This window comes from Dysosmobacter sp. Marseille-Q4140 (genome assembly GCA_018228705.1).
GTDB lineage: Bacteria > Bacillota > Clostridia > Oscillospirales > Oscillospiraceae > Oscillibacter.
In genome coordinates, this window is the sequence record CP073694.1 from 1,731,749 (window position 1) to 1,750,518 (window position 18,770).

Consider the following 18,770-nt stretch of genomic DNA (forward strand, 5'->3'; position numbering starts at 1 on the left):
TCTACCGCTCTCTCCCCACAGAGACCCCTTTCAAACGAAACAGGCACCTGATTCGCCAAATGAATCAGGTGCCTGTTGTTTGCTGTATGAGGCGGAACGCGCTCAGCCGGCGGCTTTCCCTATTCGCTCTTTGCCGCATCCTCCACCGCTTTGATCAATTCCAACACGCTTTGAAACGCCACACGTTTTTCTGAAGCAGGAAAGTACACCGAGCCCTGCCACTCCCGGTTCTCCACTCCGGTGACCGTGATCTCACATACCGGTTCTTTCTTCATGGCTCGTCATCTCCTCCCTGCCCCGCGCCCTTTCAAAAGGGCGCAAGTTTTCCGTCTCCTATTTCCTACGGGCTCCGTATGCTAAATTCAATTTAGCATGAAACGCTTTTTTTGCAATCACCCGTTTCCACGGAAAAAAGGACTATGCCTGCGGAATTCCGCAGGCATGGCTCTCAGCACAGCATGTATCGTTTCAGATCCTTCCGCTGCTTGATATTCAGCTTTTGCAAAACCGTGGAGATGTACTGTTTGACGGTGTTGAGAGAGATCCCCAGATGGGCGGCGATCTCCTGATTCGTCCAGCCCCGCGCGGCCAGCATGGCGGTGGCAAACTCCGTGGTCGTCAGATTGTCCGCCACCTGTTCTCCGGTGGCCGGGTTGTGGACCTTTCGCCATCCCGCAGAAAACCGGTAGGTGATGGAGATGATCCGCTTGAAATCCTCCGGCCAGTCCTTTTTCAAAGCCGCCTCCAGCATCCCGCCCAGCAGGCCGTGATGTTCGCCAAATCCCTCGATCAGATCGTCCGGCCGGGCCAGATCCCAGGCGGCCATCAAATGCGCCTGCGCCTGCTCCGGCTGTTTGAGGCCCATGTAATCCATCACCGCCGCGAGATGCATGTAAATGGCGGGAATGGGAAATTCCTCTCCCTGAACCGCAAAGGCCGTCTCCACAATGCCGATGCTCTTCCCGTAGTCTCCCTGCAAATACGTGTGGTGGGCCTGTACGTAGAGCGCAAACATCCGCAGCCCCGGCGGCAGGAAGCGGATATACTCCCGCAGATCTCCCGTTCCCTCCGGCGGGGGCAGGTGCAGCAGCACCGCCGCGGCGGTAACCGTAAAAGCAGCCAACGCCCGCATCTGGGGAGGGGTGTGTTCATCGGCGGCTGCCAGGACGCCCTGCACCTCCGCCAGCGTGTACTGCGCCCGACGGATCTGACCCACGGAGAGATTGGAGTACGCATAGATCAGGCAGGCCGACAGACGCAGCGACAGATTCTCATGGCTCAGATACCGCTCCGCCTCCCGAATCGCCTCTTCCGGCCGCCCGCTGAAATAATAGTATTCCGCCCGTGCAATATCCCGCAGGCGGGTATCTGCGATCTCCTCCACATATTCCCTGCAATGTCCCGGTACAAACGCCCCATTCATCAGCGGCATGGGCATCAGATCGGCGGCAGGCTCCGACGGAGCAGGCCGGGGCGCCAATCGTGTCGGGGCAGGCTGTCTCTGCTTCTTCCGTGGATCTGCCGGTTTCCGGCTGTCAGCTGGGATGGCCCAGGCCCCCCCAAACTTTTCCGCACCATGAATACGCCCGCTGGCGCAGTATTGCTGTGCAAGCCGCTCTGAAACTTTCCACTTCCGGGCCGCCTGCCGCACCGTGATATATTCCATAGCATCTCCCCGCAACAAAAAACTGACACAGCAATTATATTCGTTTTCCCGCACAGTTTCAAGAGCTCCGGAGCATTGGATCTCTCCGTCCGGCAAAGCGCTCCGGCCGCAGCTGCGTTTTTTGCAGCGCCGGCAAACAGCGCCCCGAGATCTGTGATCTCAGGGCGCTGTTTCGGTTTCCCGCCGGTGCAGGCGGCGGAAAACCGTTTTGAATCCGCATCCAGCGAAGGGCTGTCACTGCCGCTCCAGGCTGCTGAGCCACTCCCGGCCCACGGCGATCTGCCGCCGGACCTCCGCCGGAGCGGTGCCGCCGAAGGACGTCCGGGCGTCCACGCAGGCGCTGATGCTGATGTCTCCCAGGGAATCGGGGGTCACCCGGCCGTCGATGGCGGCCAGGTCCTCCGCCGTCAGATCCTCGAAGTCGCAGCCCTTGTGTTCGCAGGTCTTGACCATGCGGCCCACGATGGAGTGGGCCTCCCGGAAGGGGATGCCCTGCTTGGCCAGGTGCTCGGCGATGTCGGTGGCGTTGAGGAAGCCCTTGCCCAGCTGCTTTTGGATCTGGTCCATGCGGAACTCCGTCTTGTCCAGCATCCGGGCAAAGATGTCGATGGAGGCCTTCCAGGTGTCAATGGCGTCGAACAGGCTCTCCTTGTCCTCCTGGAAGTCCTTGTTGTAGGCCAGGGGCGTGCCCTTCATGACGGTGAGCAGCTGCATCAGGTCGCCGTAGACCCGGCCCACCTTGCCCCGGATCAGCTCCGCCATATCCGGGTTCTTTTTCTGGGGCATGATGCTGCTGCCGGTGCAGAAGCTGTCGTCAATGGCGATATAGGCAAACTCGGAGGAATTCCACCAGGCGAACTCCTCCGCCCAGCGGGACAGGTGCATCATGGAGATGGACGCGTCGGAGAGGAACTCCAGGCTGTAATCCCGGTCGCTGACGCCGTCCATGGCGTTCTCGCAGGGAGCGGCGAAACCCAGCAGCTCACTGGTGCAGCGGCGGTCAATGGGCATGGTGGTGCCCGCCAGGGCGCAGGAGCCCAGGGGGTTGTAGTCCATGCGCGCCAGGGTGTCCTGCAGGCGCTGGATATCCCGCTTGAACATCTGGAAGTAGGCCATGAACACGAAGCCCACGGTGATGGGCTGAGCGTGCTGGAGGTGGGTGAAGCCCACGGTGATGGCGTCGGCGTACTGCTCCGCCTTGCGCAATATTACGTCCTCCAGGCAGCAAAGGCTCTCCAGGATCTCCCGGATCTCCTTTTTCAGATACAGCCGGCCGTCCACCTGGCACTGGTCGTTGCGGCTGCGGGCGGTGTGGAGCTTCTTGCCCACCTCGCCGATCCGGGCGATCAGGCGGCTCTCCACGCCCATGTGGATATCCTCGTCCTCCACGGTGAAGGTGATCTTCCCGGCGGCGATGTCCGCCCGGATGCCCTCCAGCCCGGCGATGATCTGGTCCCGCTCGGCCTCGGTGACGATGCCCTGCTTGGCCAGCATGGTCACGTGGGCCACGCTGCCGTCAATATCCTCGTTGTACATCCGCTGGTCGAAGAAGATGGATGCGTTGTACCGCTTCACGATCTCATCCATGTCCTTTTCAAATCTGCCGCCCCACAGGCTTGCCATATGCTGTTCCGCTCCTCTCCTGGGGGTCCCGCCCGGCGGGATCCTCCCGGTCCGTCATTGGTTTTCCCGCCCATTTCAGCGGAGATTCCCCCGCCCGCCGGGCGATTTGCATGGATAATGATACGCCATATACCGCTTTTCGTCAATCGCTGATCCACAGTTTCTCTCTTTTCGCCACAGTGCCCGGACTGCCCGCCGGGGCAAAGAGGAAGCCCCGGCGCGCAGTGCGCCGGGGCTCTGAGGATCTCTGTCAGCCGGGCATGGTCCACTCCCGGACGCCCTCGAAATAGGGGCTCTGCTTGCGGCGGCGGAAGTCGTCGCCGTCCTTTTGGGACCAGTCGTACAGACCCTGGCCCGCCGCCTGGCCGGTCTTGCCGGAGGCCAGGCCGTCGGTGACGGTCTTTTGCAGCTCCCGGGTGCCGCACAGGTCCGGGTACACGTTCTGGGCGATGGTGCTCTCCAGCTGGAAGCCCACGGCGTCAAAATACTCCAGCAATCCGATGGAGGCATAGCGCATGCCCATGGCGTACTTCACCGCCTTGTCGATGTCGGCCGCGGTGGTGACGCCCTGCTCGATGAGGTAGATGGACTCCCGGAACAGCGCCTGGGCGAAGCGGTTGACCAGCAGGCCCGGCACGCTGCGGTTCAGCACCACCACCTGGCGGTGGAGCGTCTCCAGCAGGGCCAGGGTCCGGTCGATGGCCGCCTGCTCCGTCCGCTCATGGCGGACCACCTCCACCAGGGGCAGCATGTGCACCGGCTGGAAGGGATGGGCGATCAGCAGATGCTCCGGCCGGGGGGACAGCCCCGCCAGCACCTCCGCGTCCATGGAGGAGGAGCAGGAGGCCACGATGGCGTCCTCCGCCGCGTACTGGGCGGCAGCCTCGTACACGGCCCGCTTCTCCGCCGCGCCCTCGGTGACGGCCTCAAAGATAAAGGTGTGGCCCTCCAGGGCGGCGGGGTCGTTGGTGACGGTCAGCAGCGCCATGGCCGCCTCCTTGTTGGCGGCGGTGGCCAGGCCCTCGGCGATCAGATCGTCCCAGTTCTGGGCGATGGCTTTGCGGCAGCGCTCCAGGCCCTTTTCCGAGTGGCCGATCACCGTGCAGGGCAGGCTGTGGCCGATGACCAGCGTGGCCTGGCAGGAGCCGATGGTGCCGGAGCCGTAGACTGCGATCTTCTCCATGGAACCGCCCCCTTACATCATGGCCCAGCCGTGGGTCAGCCGCAGGGACTGGCCCGTGAGGGCGCCCTGGTCGTTTGCCAGGAAGGCCAGGGTGTTGGCCACGTCCTCCACGGTGGTGAACACGCCGTCCACGGTATCCCGCAGCATGATGTTCTTCACCACTTCCTCCTCGGTGATGCCCAGGGAGGCGGCCTGCTCGGGGATCTGCTTTTCCACCAGCGGGGTCTTGATGAAGCTGGGGCAGATGGTGTAGGTGTAGATGCCGTAGTCGGCGCCCTCACGGGCGATGGCCTTGGCCAGGCCCGCCACACCGTGCTTGGCGAAGTTGTAGGGCTCTTTCAGCTTGGAGCCCACGAAGGACTGGACGGAGCCGGTGAACACGATGCGGCCGCCCTTGCCGGAGGCCTTCATGCGGCGGAAGGCCGCCCGGGACACCAGAAAGGCGCCGTCGGCGTGAATGGCCATCATCTTCTTCCAGTCGGCGAAGGGATACTCGTCGAAGGGATGGACGATCTGGACGCCGGCGTTGGACATGACCAGATCGCAGGAGCCGTAGGTCTCCACCATCTTGTCGAACCCGGCCTCCACCTCTTCCTCATTGGACACGTCCATGTGGACGGCGATGGCGCTGAGGCCCTGGGCGGTCAGCTCCTTTACCAGTTCCTCGGCGGCGGGCATATTCACGTCAGCCACCACCACGCCGTAGCCCTCCCGGGCCATTCTCTCGGCGCAGGCCTTGCCGATGCCGGATGCGGCGCCGGTGATGAGAGCGGATTTCATGGTCATAACGACTTCCTCCTTTTTTCCGGGGCGGGCCCGCGGCCCGACCTCCCGCCGGGCATTGGCTTCCCCGGCTGTCTTTTCCCCTCTATCTTAGAAAAACAAGGCGCAAAATGCAATGATGATTCTGCCAGAAACTGTGCCGCCCTTTTTCACGTAGCCTACAAACTCATTTATATAATATTTGAATAATTATTTGTAAAACTTATAAATAAGGCAAAACGCTCACAGGTCGTCCGGCGGCAGGTGGGCGCGGACGAAGTCCAGAAACAGCCGGCAGGCGTTGGACATATACCGCTCCTTGTTCCAGGCCAGGGCGATGTCCCAGTACTTCATGCTGTCGCTGAGGGGGACGCAGGCCACGTTGGGGTCCGGGTGCTTGTCCATCACGGGCCTGGGCAGGATGGACACGGCGTGGTTCTTGGCCACCAGCTCCACCATGAAGTCCCACTGGCTGCTCAGCAGGGCGATCTTGGGCCGGAACCCGGCGCTGTGACAGGCAGAGAGGATCTGCCGGTGGAGGATGAAGTCCTGGTTGAAGATGGCGAAGGGCTCCTCCCGCAGCTGGGCCACTGTCAGTTCCTTCTCCCCGGCCAGAGGGTGGCTCCTGTGGAGCAGGGCCACGTTCCGCTGGGTGGTGAAGTGGCAGCTGGCAAAGGTGGCCAGCCGCTCGGTCTTGAGCGTCACGGCCAGGTCCACCTGCCCTCCGGCGATCCGCTCGTCGATCTTGTTGGCGCCGTCCTCGATGACGGTGATGTGGATATCGGGATACTCCCGGTAAAACTCCGGGATCAGGTCCCCGAAGAAGCAGGCGCCGAACAGGGGCGAGAGGCCCAGGGTGAAGGTGCCGGAGCGGCTGGTGCGGCTGGTGTGCACGTTTTCCACGGTCCGCTGGTAGGCGTCCAGCAGCTCCCGGGCGCTGTCCAGCAGGGCCCGGCCCTCGTCGGTGAGCTCCTGGCGCTTGTTGAAGGAGTAGAACAGCTTGGCCCCCAGCTCCTCCTCCAGCTTCTTCACCGCCAGGGACAGCGCCGGCTGGGACAGCGACAGCATCTCCGCCGCCTTGGAGAAGCTGCCGTTTTGGGCCACTGCCACGAAATAGGTGATCTGCCGGATATCCATGCGCATCCCGCCTCCCGCCGCGTTTTTTCCCATGTTACCCTGCCCGCGCCCCGGCTGTCAACTCCCCGTCCGCCGAAACGGCGCCGGGGCAAAGCTCCCGGCGCCGTTTTGATAAATGGGGATCACGCCACGATCCGCCGGTAGGCCCGGGCCGTCAGGCCGTAGACCAAGGCGTAGACGGCGCAGAACACCGCGAAGGTCCCCGCCGTGCACAGAGCATAATGGCCGGTGCTGGTCAGCTGGAACAGGGCCAGCAGCTTGGAGACCATGGGATAGGCCGCCGCCGTGTGGATGCCCGCCGTGACCAGCGGCAGGAAAAACACCAGCAGGATCTGGCTGTGGATGGAGGAGCGGACCTCCCGGTCCGTCATGCCCACCTGCTGCAAAATAGTATAGCGCCGCTGGTCCTCGTACCCCTCGGAGATCTGCTTGTAATAGATGATGAGGGCCGTAGCCAGCAGGAACAGCAGGCCCAGGAAAATGCCCAGAAACAGGAACCCGCCGTACATGGCGTAGAGGTTTGCCGCGTTGTCCTGCCGGCTGTTGAGGGCGGTTCCGCCCCCGGTCCCGTTCAGGAGCAGATCCACGCAGGCCAGCTTTTGCGCCTCCGTTCCGTCCAGGTCCATCTGGATGCGGAATTCCCGGTCCAGGCCATTGCGGCTCTGGGCGCCGATGGCGGAGATCACGCTCTCATCCGCCACCACCAAAAAGACGTCCGCCGACTGGCCGGAGACCAGTGCGGTGGTATTGCGCCGTGGAAAGTCCGCCACAGTCCCGGCCACATGGAAGGGAAGGTTCTCAATATAAAAGGTCTCCGGCAGCGTCAGGTTCTTTGTCTGGACCAGGACCTGGTCCGGCTCCAGGGCCGCAGCCCTGCCGGTGAGGCGGCCGTACGCCTCTGCCGTCAGCAGTTCCAGCCGGGTGCTGATGCCCTCCTGGAAATTGAGGGAGAAGGTATTGCCGGAGTAATAGCCCACGGTGTCCGTCCGGGTATACCACTGGATCTGCTCTGCCTTTCGGCCGGCGGCGGACAGGTTCCGCTCCACCTGGGCGATCAGCTCCTCCTGTGTGAGCAATGCCTCCTCGTCGCCGCGGTCGGTCAGGTACTGGATGATGTCCACATCGTGGGGAAACATCTGGTCCAAGGAGGATTCCATGCCGGTGTAGAGGCTGACGGTGGTGGATACCGTCACCAGCACCATGGTGGAGAGGATGCAGATGTTGGCAAGGCCCACGGCGTTTTGCTTCATCCGGTGCAAAAGCCCTGCCACGGCGGTGAAGTGCCGGGTCTGGTAGTAGTAGCCGGGATTGGCCCGCAGGGCCTTGAGGACCGCCACGGACCCGGCGGCGAACAGGCAGTAGGTGCCGATCATCACCAGCACCACCGCCAGGAAAAACAGGACCAGGGCCTCTGTGGGATTCTGCACCTTCCAGGAGAGAAAGTAGCCGCCGCCCAGGGTCATGAGGCCCAGGACCACCAGCAGCCTCCGGGTCCTGGGTTCCCGCTCTCCCTGCGCCTCACTGTGGAGCAGCTCCACCGGCCGGGCCCGGCCCACCCGAAAGAGATTGCACACCAGGGTCAGGGCAAAGAGGACGGCAAAGAGCGAGGCGGCGGAGAAAATGGCCGGCACGCTGATCTCAAAGCCAAACTCCACCGGCAGCCGCGCGATCTGCAGCAGGAGCAGCAGCGTCAGCTTGCTGAAGAGGATGCCGGCGGCGATACCGCCCGCAATGGCCGCCAGAGCGCAATAGAGGGTCTCCCACAGGCACAGCAGGGCGATGTGGCGCTTCTCCAGCCCCAGGATGTTGTACAATCCCAGCTCCCGCTGCCGCCGCTTCATGACGAAGCTGTTGGCGTAAAGCAGCAGCACCACGGAAAACAGGGCCACCACGATGCACCCCAGGTACATCAGGCTCTGGAGGTACGCGCCCCCTCGGACGGAGGAGACGATGTCGCTCTCCGTCAGGTAGCGGAGGATATAGAACATGGCGGCGGTACCGCCGCAGGAGAGCAGGTACGGCCCGTAGTACCGGCCGTTGCGCAGCAGGTTCACCAGGGCCAGCCGGGGAAAGAATCCGGACTTACGCATGGGGGCCGCCTCCCTCCGCCAGGACCGTCAGCGTGTCGGAGATCCGGCGGAACTGGCTCTCCCGGCTCTCGCCGCCCCGGTAGATCTGGTGGTACACCTCCCCGTCCCGCAGGAACAGCACCCGGCCCGCGTGGCTGGCCGCCTTCACCGAGTGCGTTACCATCAAAATGGTCTGGCCCCCGGCGTTGACCTGGCCGAACAGGTCCAGCAGGTTGTCCGAGGCCCGGGAGTCCAGGGCGCCGGTGGGCTCGTCTGCCAGAACGATCTGGGGGTCCGTAATGAGGGCCCGGGCTACCGCCGCCCGCTGCTTCTGGCCGCCGGAGACCTCGTAGGGGTACTTGGAGAGGATGTCGGCGATGCCCAGCTGCTCCGCAATGGGCTGGAGCTTTTTCTGCATGGCGGGATAGTCGGTCCCCGCCAGCACCAGGGGCAGGAAGATATTGTCCCGGAGGGAGAAGGTGTCCAGTAGGTTGAAGTCCTGGAACACAAAGCCCAGGTGGGACCGGCGGAAGGCCGCCAGATCCCGCTCCCGGATGTCCGAGAGGGCCTTGCCGTTGAGGAACACCTCCCCGGCGGTGGGCCGGTCCAGGGCCGCCAGGATGTTCAAAAGGGTGGTCTTGCCGGAGCCGGACTCGCCCATGATGGCCACGTACTCCCCCGGCTCCACGGAAAAATTCACGTTGGACAGGGCCTGGACGGGATTGCCGCCGAAGCGGGTGGTGTAGATCTTCTGTAAATGCTGCACTTCCAGCAGTGCCATAGGCAAACGCCTCCTTGCTTGGATTGGCCCCAGTATAACAGGGGAGCCGGGCTGTCCGCCATGGTCCTGGCTTACAGTCCGGCTCCGTATCTTACAGTTTCGTAAGGTTTACTCCATGGTCCGCTTCCGGCGGCTCAGGTCCAGCCGGGCGATGGTGCCCCGGCCGGGCCGGGAGACGATGGTCAGGTCATGGCCCAGCTTCTCCGTCACCCGGCGGCTGAGGTACAGCCCGATGCCGGTGGACTTCTGCCCGGTGCGGCCGTTGTAGCCGGTGAAGCCCTTTTCAAAGATCCGGGGCAGATCCTCCTCCCGGATGCCGATGCCGCTGTCGGCAATGACCAACGTCTCCCCGTCGGCGTAGATGCGGACGGTGCCGCCGGATGGCGTGTACTTCAGCGCGTTGGACAGCAGCTGCTCCACCACGAAGGAGAGCCACTTGCCGTCGGTCAGCACCGCGCGGCCCGTCTCCCGGAAATCCAGGGCGATGTGCCTCAGGATAAACAGCCGGGCAAACTTCCGCACCGCCTGGCGCAGCAGCGCGTCCAGGTCCGTGTCGCAAAAGACGTAGTCCGTGGAGTCGCTGTCCAGCCGCAGATACCCCAGCACCATGTCCACATACTGGCCGATCTTGAGTAGCTCCGCCTCCAGCTGCTCCCGGGGCGGCGGATCCTCCTGAAGCAGCAGGCCGGCGGCGGCCATAGGGGTCTTGATCTGGTGGGCCCAGAGGGTGTAGTAGTCGGTCATGTCCTCCAGCTTGTCCCGCTCCCGGGCCAGCAGGCGGGTGCGGTGGGCGGCCACCGCCGTCAGCAGGGCCTGATAGTCCTCCTCCAGCAGATCCCCTGCGGGCGGCAGGGGCAGCACCGGCTCCTCCGCCCGGTCCAGCAGCCGCCGCAGCTCCCGGTGCCGGGCGCAAAAGCGCCGGAAGCCCAAGCCGAACAGAACTGCCCCCAGCGCCAGGCACAGCGCCGCCGCATAGCCCACCGCCTCCACCGGCAGATCGTACAGGGAGAATACCGCCGCGAACACGGCGGCGATCCCCGCCAGCAGCACCAGCAGCTTCCACTGCCGCCGCAGATAGGCCAGCAGCATCATACCGGCTCCTCCGCCAGATACCCCTCTCCCTTGCGGGTGCGGATCAGGTCCGGCAGCCCCGCCGCCTCCAGCTTCCGCCGCAGACGGCCCACGTTGACGGTGAGGGTGTTCTCATCCACAAAGCTGTCGGACTCCCACAGCCGGGTCATCAGCGCCTCCCGGCTGACGATCTGTCCCTTGCGCTCCAGCAGCATCTGCAAAATGCGCAGCTCATTCCGCGTCAGCTCCAGGCGCTGCCCACCCGCCGTCAGTGTCCCGTCGGACACGTTCAGCACCGCGCCGCCGCACCGCAGCAGCTGGGCAGGCGGTCCGAAGTCATAGGCCCGGCGCAGCATGGCCTGGACCTTGGCGGAGAGGACCTGGAGGTCAAAGGGCTTGGAGAGCAGGTCGTCACCGCCCAGCTGCATGGCCATGACGGTGTTGACGCTGTCCCCGGCGGAGGTCAGAAACAAAATGGGCACTTTGGAGACCTTCCGGATCTCCTGACACCAGTGGTAGCCGTTGAAAAAGGGCAGGGAGATGTCCAGCAGCACCAGCTGGGGGTCGAAGTCCGTAAACTCCTGAAGCACCCGGTCAAATTCCCGGGCGCAGCGGACCGTGTAGCCCCAGCCCTCCAGATAGCGGGCCACGGCGCCGGCGATCACCTCGTCGTCCTCCACCAGAAAAATACGGTACATGGCGCCGCCTCCTTTCCCGAAAAGGGTAACATTCCGGCGGGGGAATGTCAATTCCCCGCCGGGCTGCCCCGTCAAATTGGTTGACAGCCGTAGTCCCCCGTGTTAGAATTGGATTACAAAAGTAAGCCAAAAGGAGGCGAGATGCATGGACAAGGCGTCTGTGACCCTCAGCGCCAGCGAGTGGCGGGTGATGGAGGCGCTGTGGACCGGCCCCAAGACCCTGATGGAGCTGGTGCGGGAGCTGGGTGTCTCCGCCGGCTGGGCCAAGAGCACCGTCACCACCATGGTCCGGCGGATGGAGGAAAAGGGCCTGATCGCCTATGAGCAGTCCGGCCGGGCCAAGGTGTTCCGCCCCGCCGTCAGCCGGGAGGCAGTGGCGGCGGCGGAGACGGACTCCCTGCTGAGCCGGGCCTACCACGGCAGCGTGGGACTGCTGGTCAACGCCCTGGCAGAGCGGGAGAGCTTGAGCCAGGCGGACATCGACGAGCTGTACGCCGTGCTGCGCAGAGCGGAGGAGGGACGGTCATGAGAGAGATCCTTCTTACCTCCAGCCTGCTGATCCTGGTGCTGATCGCCCTGCGGTATCTGCTGCGGGGACGGATCCGCCCCCGGGTCCAGTACGCCCTGTGGCTGCTGGCGGCGGTGCGGCTGCTGGTGCCCCTGTCCCTGCCGGGAACGGGGCTCAGCGTGCTCAACGCCCTGCCGCCGGAGGGGCCGGACACCACGGTGTACGTCTCCTCTCACGGGATCACCACTTCCGCCCCGGCGCCGGAGACCGGGACCACCGCCGACAATCAGGAGGTCGCCATCTACTATGACGGCTCCGGCATCCGCCACTTCTATCCGGTGGGGGAGGCCCCGCCGGCGGGCACGGACTACACCACCGTCCCGGCGGAGCAGATCTTCGATCTGGGCGCGGTGCTGCGGACCGTGTGGCTCTGCGGCGCCGCGGTGATGGCGTTCTGGTTCCTGACCGTGAACCTGGCCTTCTCCGCCCGGGCCCGGAAGGGCGCCCGGCGTCTGGAGGGGGCGGAGAGCCCGGTGCCGGTGTACGTGTCGGCGGCGGTGCCCTCTCCCTGCCTGCTGGGCCTTGTCCGACAGCGGATCTACGTGACGCCGGCCTGTGAAGCGGACCCAGTACGGCTGCGGCACGTCCTGGCCCACGAGCTGACCCACCGCCGCCAGGGGGATCCCTGGTGGTCTCTGGTCCGGGCAGCGTGTCTGTGCCTGTATTGGTTCGACCCCCTGGTGTGGTGGGCGGCGGCGCTGTCCCGGCGGGACTGTGAGCTTGCCTGCGACGAGGGGGCCATCCGCCGCCTGGGCGAGGCGGAGCGCATCGCCTACGGCCGGACACTGGTGGGGCTGGTGGCCGCCGGAGTGTCTCCAGGGAGCCTTCTCCAGACCGCCACCACCATGCGCAGCGGCAAGAGCGGATTGAAAGAGCGCGTCGCCCTGATCGCCCAAAAGCCCCGGATGCTGGCGGTGACGGCACTGTGCCTGGTGACCGTGGTGGCCATCGCCGCGGCAGCTACCTTTACCGGCGCCCGGGCCGACCGCTCCGCCGCCGTGGAGCTGCCGGAGCTGGGCATCTCCCTGGTGCTGCCGGAGGGGCTGACGCTGGAGGCGTACAGCGACACTCTGGGCTACGGCGGCGGATACCGGTTCTCCCCCGACGTCTATTCCGACTTTGTGGACGGCACGCCGCCCCAGTGGACCGCCGCCGGCATGGCGGGCGTCTTTCCCGCCAGCTGGCTCACCTGGGAAGGGGAGACCATCCGGGAGGCCCTGCCCACCTGGAACCACACCGACTGCGGAGAGTCGGAGTCCCTGTCCGGCCTGGCCGCCCCGGCGGCGCTGCTGTACGCGGAGCACGACCTCTACACCGCCGCGGAACTGGGCGAGCTGGAGCTCTCCGGCACAGACCTATCCGCGGTGGAGACGACCTCCGCCTACTGGTACGTCTTTCTGGCCCAGCCCGGCGATGACACCGGCATCCTGCTGAGCCTCAACGCCAAAAACTTTACCCGGGAGGATGCCGTGGACTTTGCCCGGTCCGTGGAATTTCCGGAGACGGAGGGCCCCGTCCTGACGGCGGAGGAGCGGGCCGCGGCCGTGCGGGCGGCACTTGCCCAAGTGCCGGAGGCATACGCGGACCAGGTGGTCGTGGAGGCCCCGGCGGAGGAGGGCGGGACATTCCGCTTCGCCTACTACTACGCCCCGGACTACGACAGCGACTACGGCGGCTGGCTGTTCGGGGTCAACCGCTGGGACCAGGCGGATTTTGAGCGGCATCTGTGCGCCGTGGACACCAGCGGCGTCTCCTGCTTTGCTAAAGACACCGACGGGTACTATTACGCCGTCCACTTCCCCACGGATGTCAACTTCTCCCCGGAAAACGCTGAGGATTACCAGGCCGTCCAGTCCGCCCTGATGGACTGGGCGGAGGCGGCGGTGCTGGCCGTGGCGGGCGTGGAGCCCTTCCCGGAGGAGACCGTCCAGGCCATGCGCAGCCAGTCCTATCAGTTTGCTGGCGACCACATCACCGCCACCTACTACCCCTACTACGCGGTCAACGGCAGCCGGGAGATCACCTGGTCCTTCATCCTCTCTCAGCCGGTCACCCAGGGAGAGGGCGGCGTCTGGTGCGTGGAGCAGCTGTGGTACGACGGAGAAATTCCCCAGCGCCAGGTGATCCGGCCCGACACGGACCTGCCCATGGCGGACTACTACGCCGACCTCCAGTCCCAGGCGGACGCGGGACAGGCGGATTGGGCCGCCGATCCCATGGAGGTGTGCCTGCGCTTTGCCCACTCCCTGGAGGGCGGCCATCTGAACGCCGCGGCAGAGAGCTTTGCACTCAGCGAGGTCTACTCCTCCGCCCCATACAGCGCCAACGACCAGGCCGCCAAGGACCTGACGCAGGTGCTCCAGAACTTCACCGGGCGGCTGGAGGTGAACCTGGACTACAACAGCGGCGGCACCTGGCAGACGGACGCCCTGTCCGTCTCCACCTCGGACCCGACGGTCCGGGTCCTGCTGAACAGGCTCACCGGCGACGGGTACAGCTGGGTGGACACCCGCTGGACCTGGCCCATCACCACGGACCCCTGGGCCTCAGAGGAGGAGGGGGACTACTTCCTCACCCTCCACGACCCCGACGAGCTCTATATGCTCCGGGTGTTCTTCGGCAGCCCCTACGTGCAGTATACCGACAAGGGCGGCAGCACCATCTATCAGGTGACCGCTGTCCACGGCGGCGGGGCCGCAGAGGCCATCCGGGCCTGGTTCGATGAGCAGTCGGACGCACCGCTCACCGCCGACGTCCAGGCCGGGATGCTGATGGACGCCATCCGCAGCAATGAGACGCTGGTCATGGAGATGCTCCGGGCCGACGGCGTGGGCGGCGGACGGTATGTGACCACGCCCGGGGGCACCGCCAACGCCCAGTACACCGCCCTCCATTTCTCCTCCCCCTACGCCTTCAACTGGTCCCGGGCGGAGGAAGGCCTGCCGTCCTCTCCGGAGCCGGAGGCCTCCCTGATCCTCTCCTCCCCGGATGGTCGGTACGCCATCCAGGTCTGGACCGGCAGCGACCTGGTCCGCTGCACCGACAGCGGCCAGACTTACTGGCTCCGGGCGGAGAGCGCGGACGCGATGTCCTATGGCAGCATCTTCGACCACCTGCGGTTCTGGTACGACGAGGTGGAGCTGGATGTCCTCCGGGGCGACATCGTGATCCCGGACACCGGGCAGGACCACCTGGCCGTCGCCCAGGCCTGGGTGGACGCGGTGCAGGCAGTCGGTCTCCAGGTGACGCCGGGCAGCAAGTACGCCCTGACCTACGTGCGCAATGTGGTGGAGCTGGACGAGGAGGCCATGGACAGCTGGTACCAGCCCTTTATGCTGGAGACGGAGCACTTCTATTTCCACTACTACCGCATCTTTGTGCCGGAAAACGAGGCGTCCCTCAGCTGGAACATGGCCGGGAACACCGAAAACTATACCGGCGCCTACGGCGAGGCCCCGGAGGGAGCCTTCATGAACCGGCAGATGGGACCCATGTACCTCTCCGATGACGGCTGGCGCTGCGACGGCACCGGGACGGGGCCGTAATATGATCAAACAGGGGAGCGGCGAACGCCGCTCCCCTTCCCTTTTTCCGCCCGCCGCGCTATACTGAGGAAAACCGCACCGGGAGGCAGCCTATGGAGATCGTCAATTTCGGGTCCATGAACCTGGACTATGTGTATACCGTGCCGGACTTCGTCCGCCCCGGGGAGACCCTGGCCGTGGAGAGCCGGGCCGTCTACTGCGGCGGAAAGGGCCTCAACCAGTCCGTGGCCGCCGCCCGGGCCGGGGCGGCGGTCCGCCACGCCGGGATGCTGGGCGCAGGCGGGGAGGCGCTGCGGGCGGTGCTGGAGCGCAGCGGCGCGGACACCACCCTGCTGGCGGACTGTCCCCTGCCCCAGGGCCACACGGTGATCCAGGTCTCCGGGACCGGGGAGAACTGCATCCTGCTCTGCCGGGGCTCCAACGGCGCCGTCACCGCCGGATACATCCGGCAGGTCCTGGACCGGCTCCCCGCCCCGGCCTATGTGCTGACCCAGAACGAGACGTCGGGCCTCGCCGACCTGCTGGCCCTGGCGGCGGCGCGGGGCCACCGGGTGTGCCTCAACGCCTCCCCGGTGGACGAGGCCCTGCTGCAAGCGGACCTCGGCGGCCTTGCCTGGCTGCTCATCAACCGGCTGGAGGGTGCCCAGCTCACCGGGGCGGAGGAGCCCCGGGCCATTCTGGACGCGCTGGAAGCCCGCTACCCGGCCATGGGCGTGGTGCTGACCCTGGGCCGGGAGGGCGCATGGTGCCGCAGCGGCGGGCGGCGGCTGTTCCAGCCCAGCTTCCCGGCCCGGGCGGTGGACACCACCGGCGCCGGTGACACCTTCACCGGGTACTTCCTGGCCATGCTGGCCCGGGAGAAACCCCTGGAGGAGGCCCTGGCCATGGCGGCCATGGCCGCCGCCATCGCCGTGACCCGACCCGGGGCGGAGCCCTCCATCCCCCGGGAGGCGGAGGTCCGCGCCCGCCTGGCGCAGGTCCGGTGATCCAACGCGGGAAAAAGAGAGCCCCGGCCCGGGACGCTGTCCCGGGCCGGGGTTTTTGGATGGTGATGCGGCCGGAGTGCTCTCAGGGCGCTTCGCCCTCCCGGGCGGCGTACTCCGCCCGCCACTGGGCCAACTCCTCGGCGTCCCGATCATCCAGGGCGTGGAGGCCGCCCCGGCTCTCCATATGGTGGGTCAGCTCGTGGGAAAGGGTGGTGTAGAGCTCATCGGCCCAGGTGTCCCGGTCCCAGTTCTCCCGCTCCGCCAGGGCGGCAAAGGAGCCGTAGTACAGATTGATATACCGGCCCAGCACATCCTCGCAGTACTCCCCCAGAATATACATCTCCCCCTCCGGGAACTGGGGATCCGGCAGGGCCTCCTCCAGCAGGTTCACCCCGCCGTTGAGCTCCTCAAAGAGCACCTGCGGAAAGCCCTCCGCCATCTCGTCCAGCGCGTCGTTGACCTGGTCGATGGTCAGGATCATCACGGTTCCTCCTCTCAGCTCTTGGCCTGGCGCATACTGAGGCTGATGCGCTTTTTCTTCTCGTCCACGTCCAGCACGACCACCTTCACCACATCGCCCACGGAGACCACCTCCGACGGGTGCCGGATGAATTTGTCCGCCACCTGGGAGATGTGGACCAGGCCGTCCTGATGGACGCCGATGTCCACGAACACGCCGAAGTCGATGACGTTGCGGACGGTGCCGGTCAGCTCCATGCCGGGCTTTAAGTCCTTCATCTCCAGCACGTCGGTGCGGAGGATGGGCTTGGGCAGATCCTCCCGGACGTCCCGGCCGGGCTTCATCAGCTCCGCCGTCACGTCCATGAGCGTGGGCACGCCCACGCCGCACGCCTCCGCGGCCCGCTCCTCGCCGTAGGCCTTCACCTGGGAGCGCAGGTCCCCCAGGGCACCGGCTTTCACGTCGGCCAGGGTGTGGCCGGTGAGGGCGAGCAGCTTTTCTGCCGCGGCGTAGCTCTCCGGGTGGACGGCGGTGTTGTCCAGGACGTTTCGGCTCTCCGGCACCCGCAGAAAGCCCGCGCACTGCTCAAAGGCCTTGGGGCCCAGCTTGGGCACCTTCAAGATCTGTTTGCGGGAGGTGAAGGGGCCGTTTTCCTCCCGGTAGGCGGCCACGTTCTTGGCCGTGGCGGGTCCCAGGCCCGCCACCCGCTGCAAAAGAGAGGGAGAGGCGGTGTTCACGTCCACGCCCACGGCGTTGACGCAGTCCTCCACCACGGCGCCCAAGGCCTCGTCCAGGCGCTTTTGGGGGCAGTCGTGCTGGTACTGGCCCACGCCGATGGCCTTGGGGTCGATCTTCACCAGCTCCGCCAGGGGGTCCTGGAGCCGCCGGGCGATGGACACGGCGGAGCGGAGGTTCACGTCGAACTGGGGGAATTCCTCCGCCGCCAGGGGGCTGGCGGAGTAGACGCTGGCCCCGGCCTCGGAGACGATCATATAGCTGACGGAGATGCCCTCGGCGGCCATTTTATGGATCAGCTCCACCGCCATCTGCTCCGTCTCCCGGCTGGCGGTGCCGTTGCCGATGGCGATGTGCGCCACGCCGTCCTTGCGGATCAGCTTGCCCAGGGTCGTGATGGCCTCCTGCTTCTGCCGCTCACCGTAGGTGGGATAGACCACGGCGGTGTCCAGCACCTTGCCGGTGGGGTCCACCACCGCCACCTTGCAGCCCATGCGGTAGCCCGGGTCCAGGCCCATGGTGACCTTGCCCTTGACGGGGGGCTGCATCAGAAGGGGCCGCAGGTTCAGGGCGAACTGGCCGATGGCGCCCTCGCTGGCGGCTTCCGTCAGATCCGCCCGGGCCTCCCGCTCCAACGAGGGGAAGATCAGACGGTCCCAGGCGTCCTCCGCCGCGGCCTTGACGAAGTCCATGGCGGCGCTGCCGGGCACCACCGCGTGGCGCCGGACGGCCCGGAGGCCCAGCTCCCGGTCCAGTTCCAGGGCGACCTTCAGCTTTTCCTCCCGCTCACCCCGGTTGATAGCCAGGACCTGGTGGCCCTGGAGCCGGGAGATGGGCTGGGAGAAGTCGTAGTACAGGCGGTAGACGGTGTCCTCCTCCGTGGCGGCCTCGCTGCGCAGGCGTCCGTTCCTCCGCACCAGCTCCCGGAGCCTGCCCCGGAGGGCGGCGTCGTCGCTCAAGCGTTCCGCCACGATGTCGGACGCCCCGGCCAGGGCCTCCTCCGCCGTCTCCACGCCCTTTTCCGGGTCGATGTATTTGGCGGCCTCGGTCAAAGGGTCCGGGCAGTCGGGTCCCTGGGCGAAGAGCAGCGCCGCCAGGGGCTCCAGCCCCTTTTCCCGGGCAATGGTGGCCCGGGTCCGGCGCTTTTGCTTGTAGGGCCGGTACAGGTCCTCCACCTCCGCCAATGTGGCGGCGGCGGAGATGGCGGCGGAGAGGTCCTCCGTCAGCTTGCCCTGGTCGGCGATGGCCTTTTTCACGGTCTCCTTCCGCTCCTCCAGGCCCCGCAGGTACTGGAGGCGCTCTTCCAATGTCCGCAGGGCAGTGTCGTCCATGGCGCCGTGGAGCTCCTTGCGGTAGCGGGCGATGAAGGGGATGGTGTTGCCCTCGTCCAAAAGCCGGACCACGTTCTCCACGTGGTCCGGCCGCTTGTTCAGTTCCGATGCGATCTGTTGAATGATGGGGTCCATAGGGTCTCCTTTCGGGAATG

At 65.7% G+C, this 18,770-nt stretch carries 15 protein-coding genes; 3 read left to right on the forward strand and 12 right to left on the reverse strand.

Annotation, left to right across the window (positions count from 1 at the left end; translation table 11 throughout):
* Nucleotides 1-119 precede the first annotated feature (119 nt).
* From KFE19_08790 to KFE19_08835, 10 genes are all read right to left on the reverse strand, one after another.
* Entirely contained in the window at nucleotides 120-275 is a 156-nt protein-coding gene (locus KFE19_08790) for a hypothetical protein (protein ID QUO36535.1), read from the reverse strand.
* Nucleotides 276-448: 173 nt separating this feature from the next.
* Nucleotides 449-1,384, reverse strand: a complete 936-nt coding sequence (locus KFE19_08795; GenBank protein ID QUO36536.1) for a helix-turn-helix domain-containing protein — start codon at nucleotides 1,382-1,384, stop codon at nucleotides 449-451.
* 516 nt (nucleotides 1,385-1,900) lie between these two features.
* Complete coding sequence (gene argH, locus KFE19_08800; GenBank protein ID QUO36537.1) at nucleotides 1,901-3,289, reverse strand: argininosuccinate lyase; 1,389 nt, start codon at nucleotides 3,287-3,289, stop codon at nucleotides 1,901-1,903.
* Nucleotides 3,290-3,539: 250 nt separating this feature from the next.
* Nucleotides 3,540-4,472, reverse strand: coding sequence for a 3-hydroxyacyl-CoA dehydrogenase family protein (locus tag KFE19_08805; protein ID QUO36538.1), 933 nt, complete (start codon nucleotides 4,470-4,472; stop codon nucleotides 3,540-3,542).
* Nucleotides 4,473-4,484: 12 nt separating this feature from the next.
* Nucleotides 4,485-5,258, reverse strand: a complete 774-nt coding sequence (locus KFE19_08810) for a 3-hydroxybutyrate dehydrogenase (GenBank protein ID QUO36539.1) — start codon at nucleotides 5,256-5,258, stop codon at nucleotides 4,485-4,487.
* A 219-nt stretch (nucleotides 5,259-5,477) separates the two neighbouring features.
* The gene (locus tag KFE19_08815; GenBank protein ID QUO36540.1) at nucleotides 5,478-6,371 is read right to left on the reverse strand and encodes a LysR family transcriptional regulator; all 894 of its coding nucleotides are present in this window, start codon (nucleotides 6,369-6,371) and stop codon (nucleotides 5,478-5,480) included.
* 122 nt (nucleotides 6,372-6,493) lie between these two features.
* Nucleotides 6,494-8,461, reverse strand: a complete 1,968-nt coding sequence (locus KFE19_08820; GenBank protein ID QUO36541.1) for an FtsX-like permease family protein — start codon at nucleotides 8,459-8,461, stop codon at nucleotides 6,494-6,496.
* The gene (locus KFE19_08825; GenBank protein QUO36542.1) at nucleotides 8,454-9,221 is read right to left on the reverse strand and encodes an ABC transporter ATP-binding protein; all 768 of its coding nucleotides are present in this window, start codon (nucleotides 9,219-9,221) and stop codon (nucleotides 8,454-8,456) included. The genes KFE19_08820 and KFE19_08825 overlap by 8 nt, the downstream gene beginning before the upstream one ends.
* 108 nt (nucleotides 9,222-9,329) lie before the next feature.
* The gene (locus KFE19_08830; GenBank protein ID QUO36543.1) at nucleotides 9,330-10,313 is read right to left on the reverse strand and encodes a sensor histidine kinase; all 984 of its coding nucleotides are present in this window, start codon (nucleotides 10,311-10,313) and stop codon (nucleotides 9,330-9,332) included.
* A complete protein-coding gene (locus tag KFE19_08835; GenBank protein QUO36544.1) occupies nucleotides 10,310-10,990 on the reverse strand; it encodes a response regulator transcription factor in 681 nt (226 codons plus the stop codon). Before KFE19_08835 ends, KFE19_08830 begins: the two co-directional genes overlap by 4 nt.
* Before the next feature lie 145 nt (nucleotides 10,991-11,135).
* Between KFE19_08835 and KFE19_08840 the strand changes: the two genes are divergently transcribed.
* From KFE19_08840 to KFE19_08850, 3 genes are all read left to right on the forward strand, one after another.
* Nucleotides 11,136-11,519, forward strand: coding sequence for a BlaI/MecI/CopY family transcriptional regulator (locus tag KFE19_08840; GenBank protein ID QUO36545.1), 384 nt, complete (start codon nucleotides 11,136-11,138; stop codon nucleotides 11,517-11,519).
* Complete coding sequence (locus KFE19_08845; protein QUO36546.1) at nucleotides 11,516-15,103, forward strand: M56 family metallopeptidase; 3,588 nt, start codon at nucleotides 11,516-11,518, stop codon at nucleotides 15,101-15,103. The genes KFE19_08840 and KFE19_08845 overlap by 4 nt, the downstream gene beginning before the upstream one ends.
* A 92-nt stretch (nucleotides 15,104-15,195) precedes the next feature.
* Nucleotides 15,196-16,089, forward strand: coding sequence for a ribokinase (locus tag KFE19_08850; protein ID QUO36547.1), 894 nt, complete (start codon nucleotides 15,196-15,198; stop codon nucleotides 16,087-16,089).
* Between the two features lie 82 nt (nucleotides 16,090-16,171).
* On the opposite strand, the gene KFE19_08855 is transcribed toward KFE19_08850, so the two are convergent.
* Nucleotides 16,172-16,570 (reverse strand): metallopeptidase family protein, encoded by a 399-nt coding sequence (locus KFE19_08855; protein ID QUO36548.1) that lies wholly within the window; start codon nucleotides 16,568-16,570, stop codon nucleotides 16,172-16,174.
* Between the two features lie 14 nt (nucleotides 16,571-16,584).
* Nucleotides 16,585-18,750: an RNA-binding transcriptional accessory protein gene (locus KFE19_08860; GenBank protein ID QUO36549.1), complete on the reverse strand. Its 2,166-nt coding sequence runs from the start codon at nucleotides 18,748-18,750 to the stop codon at nucleotides 16,585-16,587.
* Between the last annotated feature and the right edge of the window lie 20 nt (nucleotides 18,751-18,770).

Bases quoted from the DNA above. Each gene is read 5' to 3' on its own strand.
- KFE19_08790 (QUO36535.1), bottom strand. From the start codon at position 275: ATGAAGAAAGAACCGGTATGTGAGATCACGGTCACCGGAGTGGAGAAC.
- argH (QUO36537.1), bottom strand. From the start codon at position 3,289: ATGGCAAGCCTGTGGGGCGGCAGATTTGAAAAGGACATGGATGAGATC.
- KFE19_08805 (QUO36538.1), bottom strand. From the start codon at position 4,472: ATGGAGAAGATCGCAGTCTACGGCTCCGGCACCATCGGCTCCTGCCAG.
- KFE19_08810 (QUO36539.1), bottom strand. From the start codon at position 5,258: ATGACCATGAAATCCGCTCTCATCACCGGCGCCGCATCCGGCATCGGC.
- KFE19_08815 (QUO36540.1), bottom strand. From the start codon at position 6,371: ATGGATATCCGGCAGATCACCTATTTCGTGGCAGTGGCCCAAAACGGC.
- KFE19_08820 (QUO36541.1), bottom strand. From the start codon at position 8,461: ATGCGTAAGTCCGGATTCTTTCCCCGGCTGGCCCTGGTGAACCTGCTG.
- KFE19_08825 (QUO36542.1), bottom strand. From the start codon at position 9,221: ATGGCACTGCTGGAAGTGCAGCATTTACAGAAGATCTACACCACCCGC.
- KFE19_08830 (QUO36543.1), bottom strand. From the start codon at position 10,313: ATGATGCTGCTGGCCTATCTGCGGCGGCAGTGGAAGCTGCTGGTGCTG.
- KFE19_08835 (QUO36544.1), bottom strand. From the start codon at position 10,990: ATGTACCGTATTTTTCTGGTGGAGGACGACGAGGTGATCGCCGGCGCC.
- KFE19_08840 (QUO36545.1), top strand. From the start codon at position 11,136: ATGGACAAGGCGTCTGTGACCCTCAGCGCCAGCGAGTGGCGGGTGATG.
- KFE19_08845 (QUO36546.1), top strand. From the start codon at position 11,516: ATGAGAGAGATCCTTCTTACCTCCAGCCTGCTGATCCTGGTGCTGATC.
- KFE19_08850 (QUO36547.1), top strand. From the start codon at position 15,196: ATGGAGATCGTCAATTTCGGGTCCATGAACCTGGACTATGTGTATACC.
- KFE19_08855 (QUO36548.1), bottom strand. From the start codon at position 16,570: ATGATCCTGACCATCGACCAGGTCAACGACGCGCTGGACGAGATGGCG.
- KFE19_08860 (QUO36549.1), bottom strand. From the start codon at position 18,750: ATGGACCCCATCATTCAACAGATCGCATCGGAACTGAACAAGCGGCCG.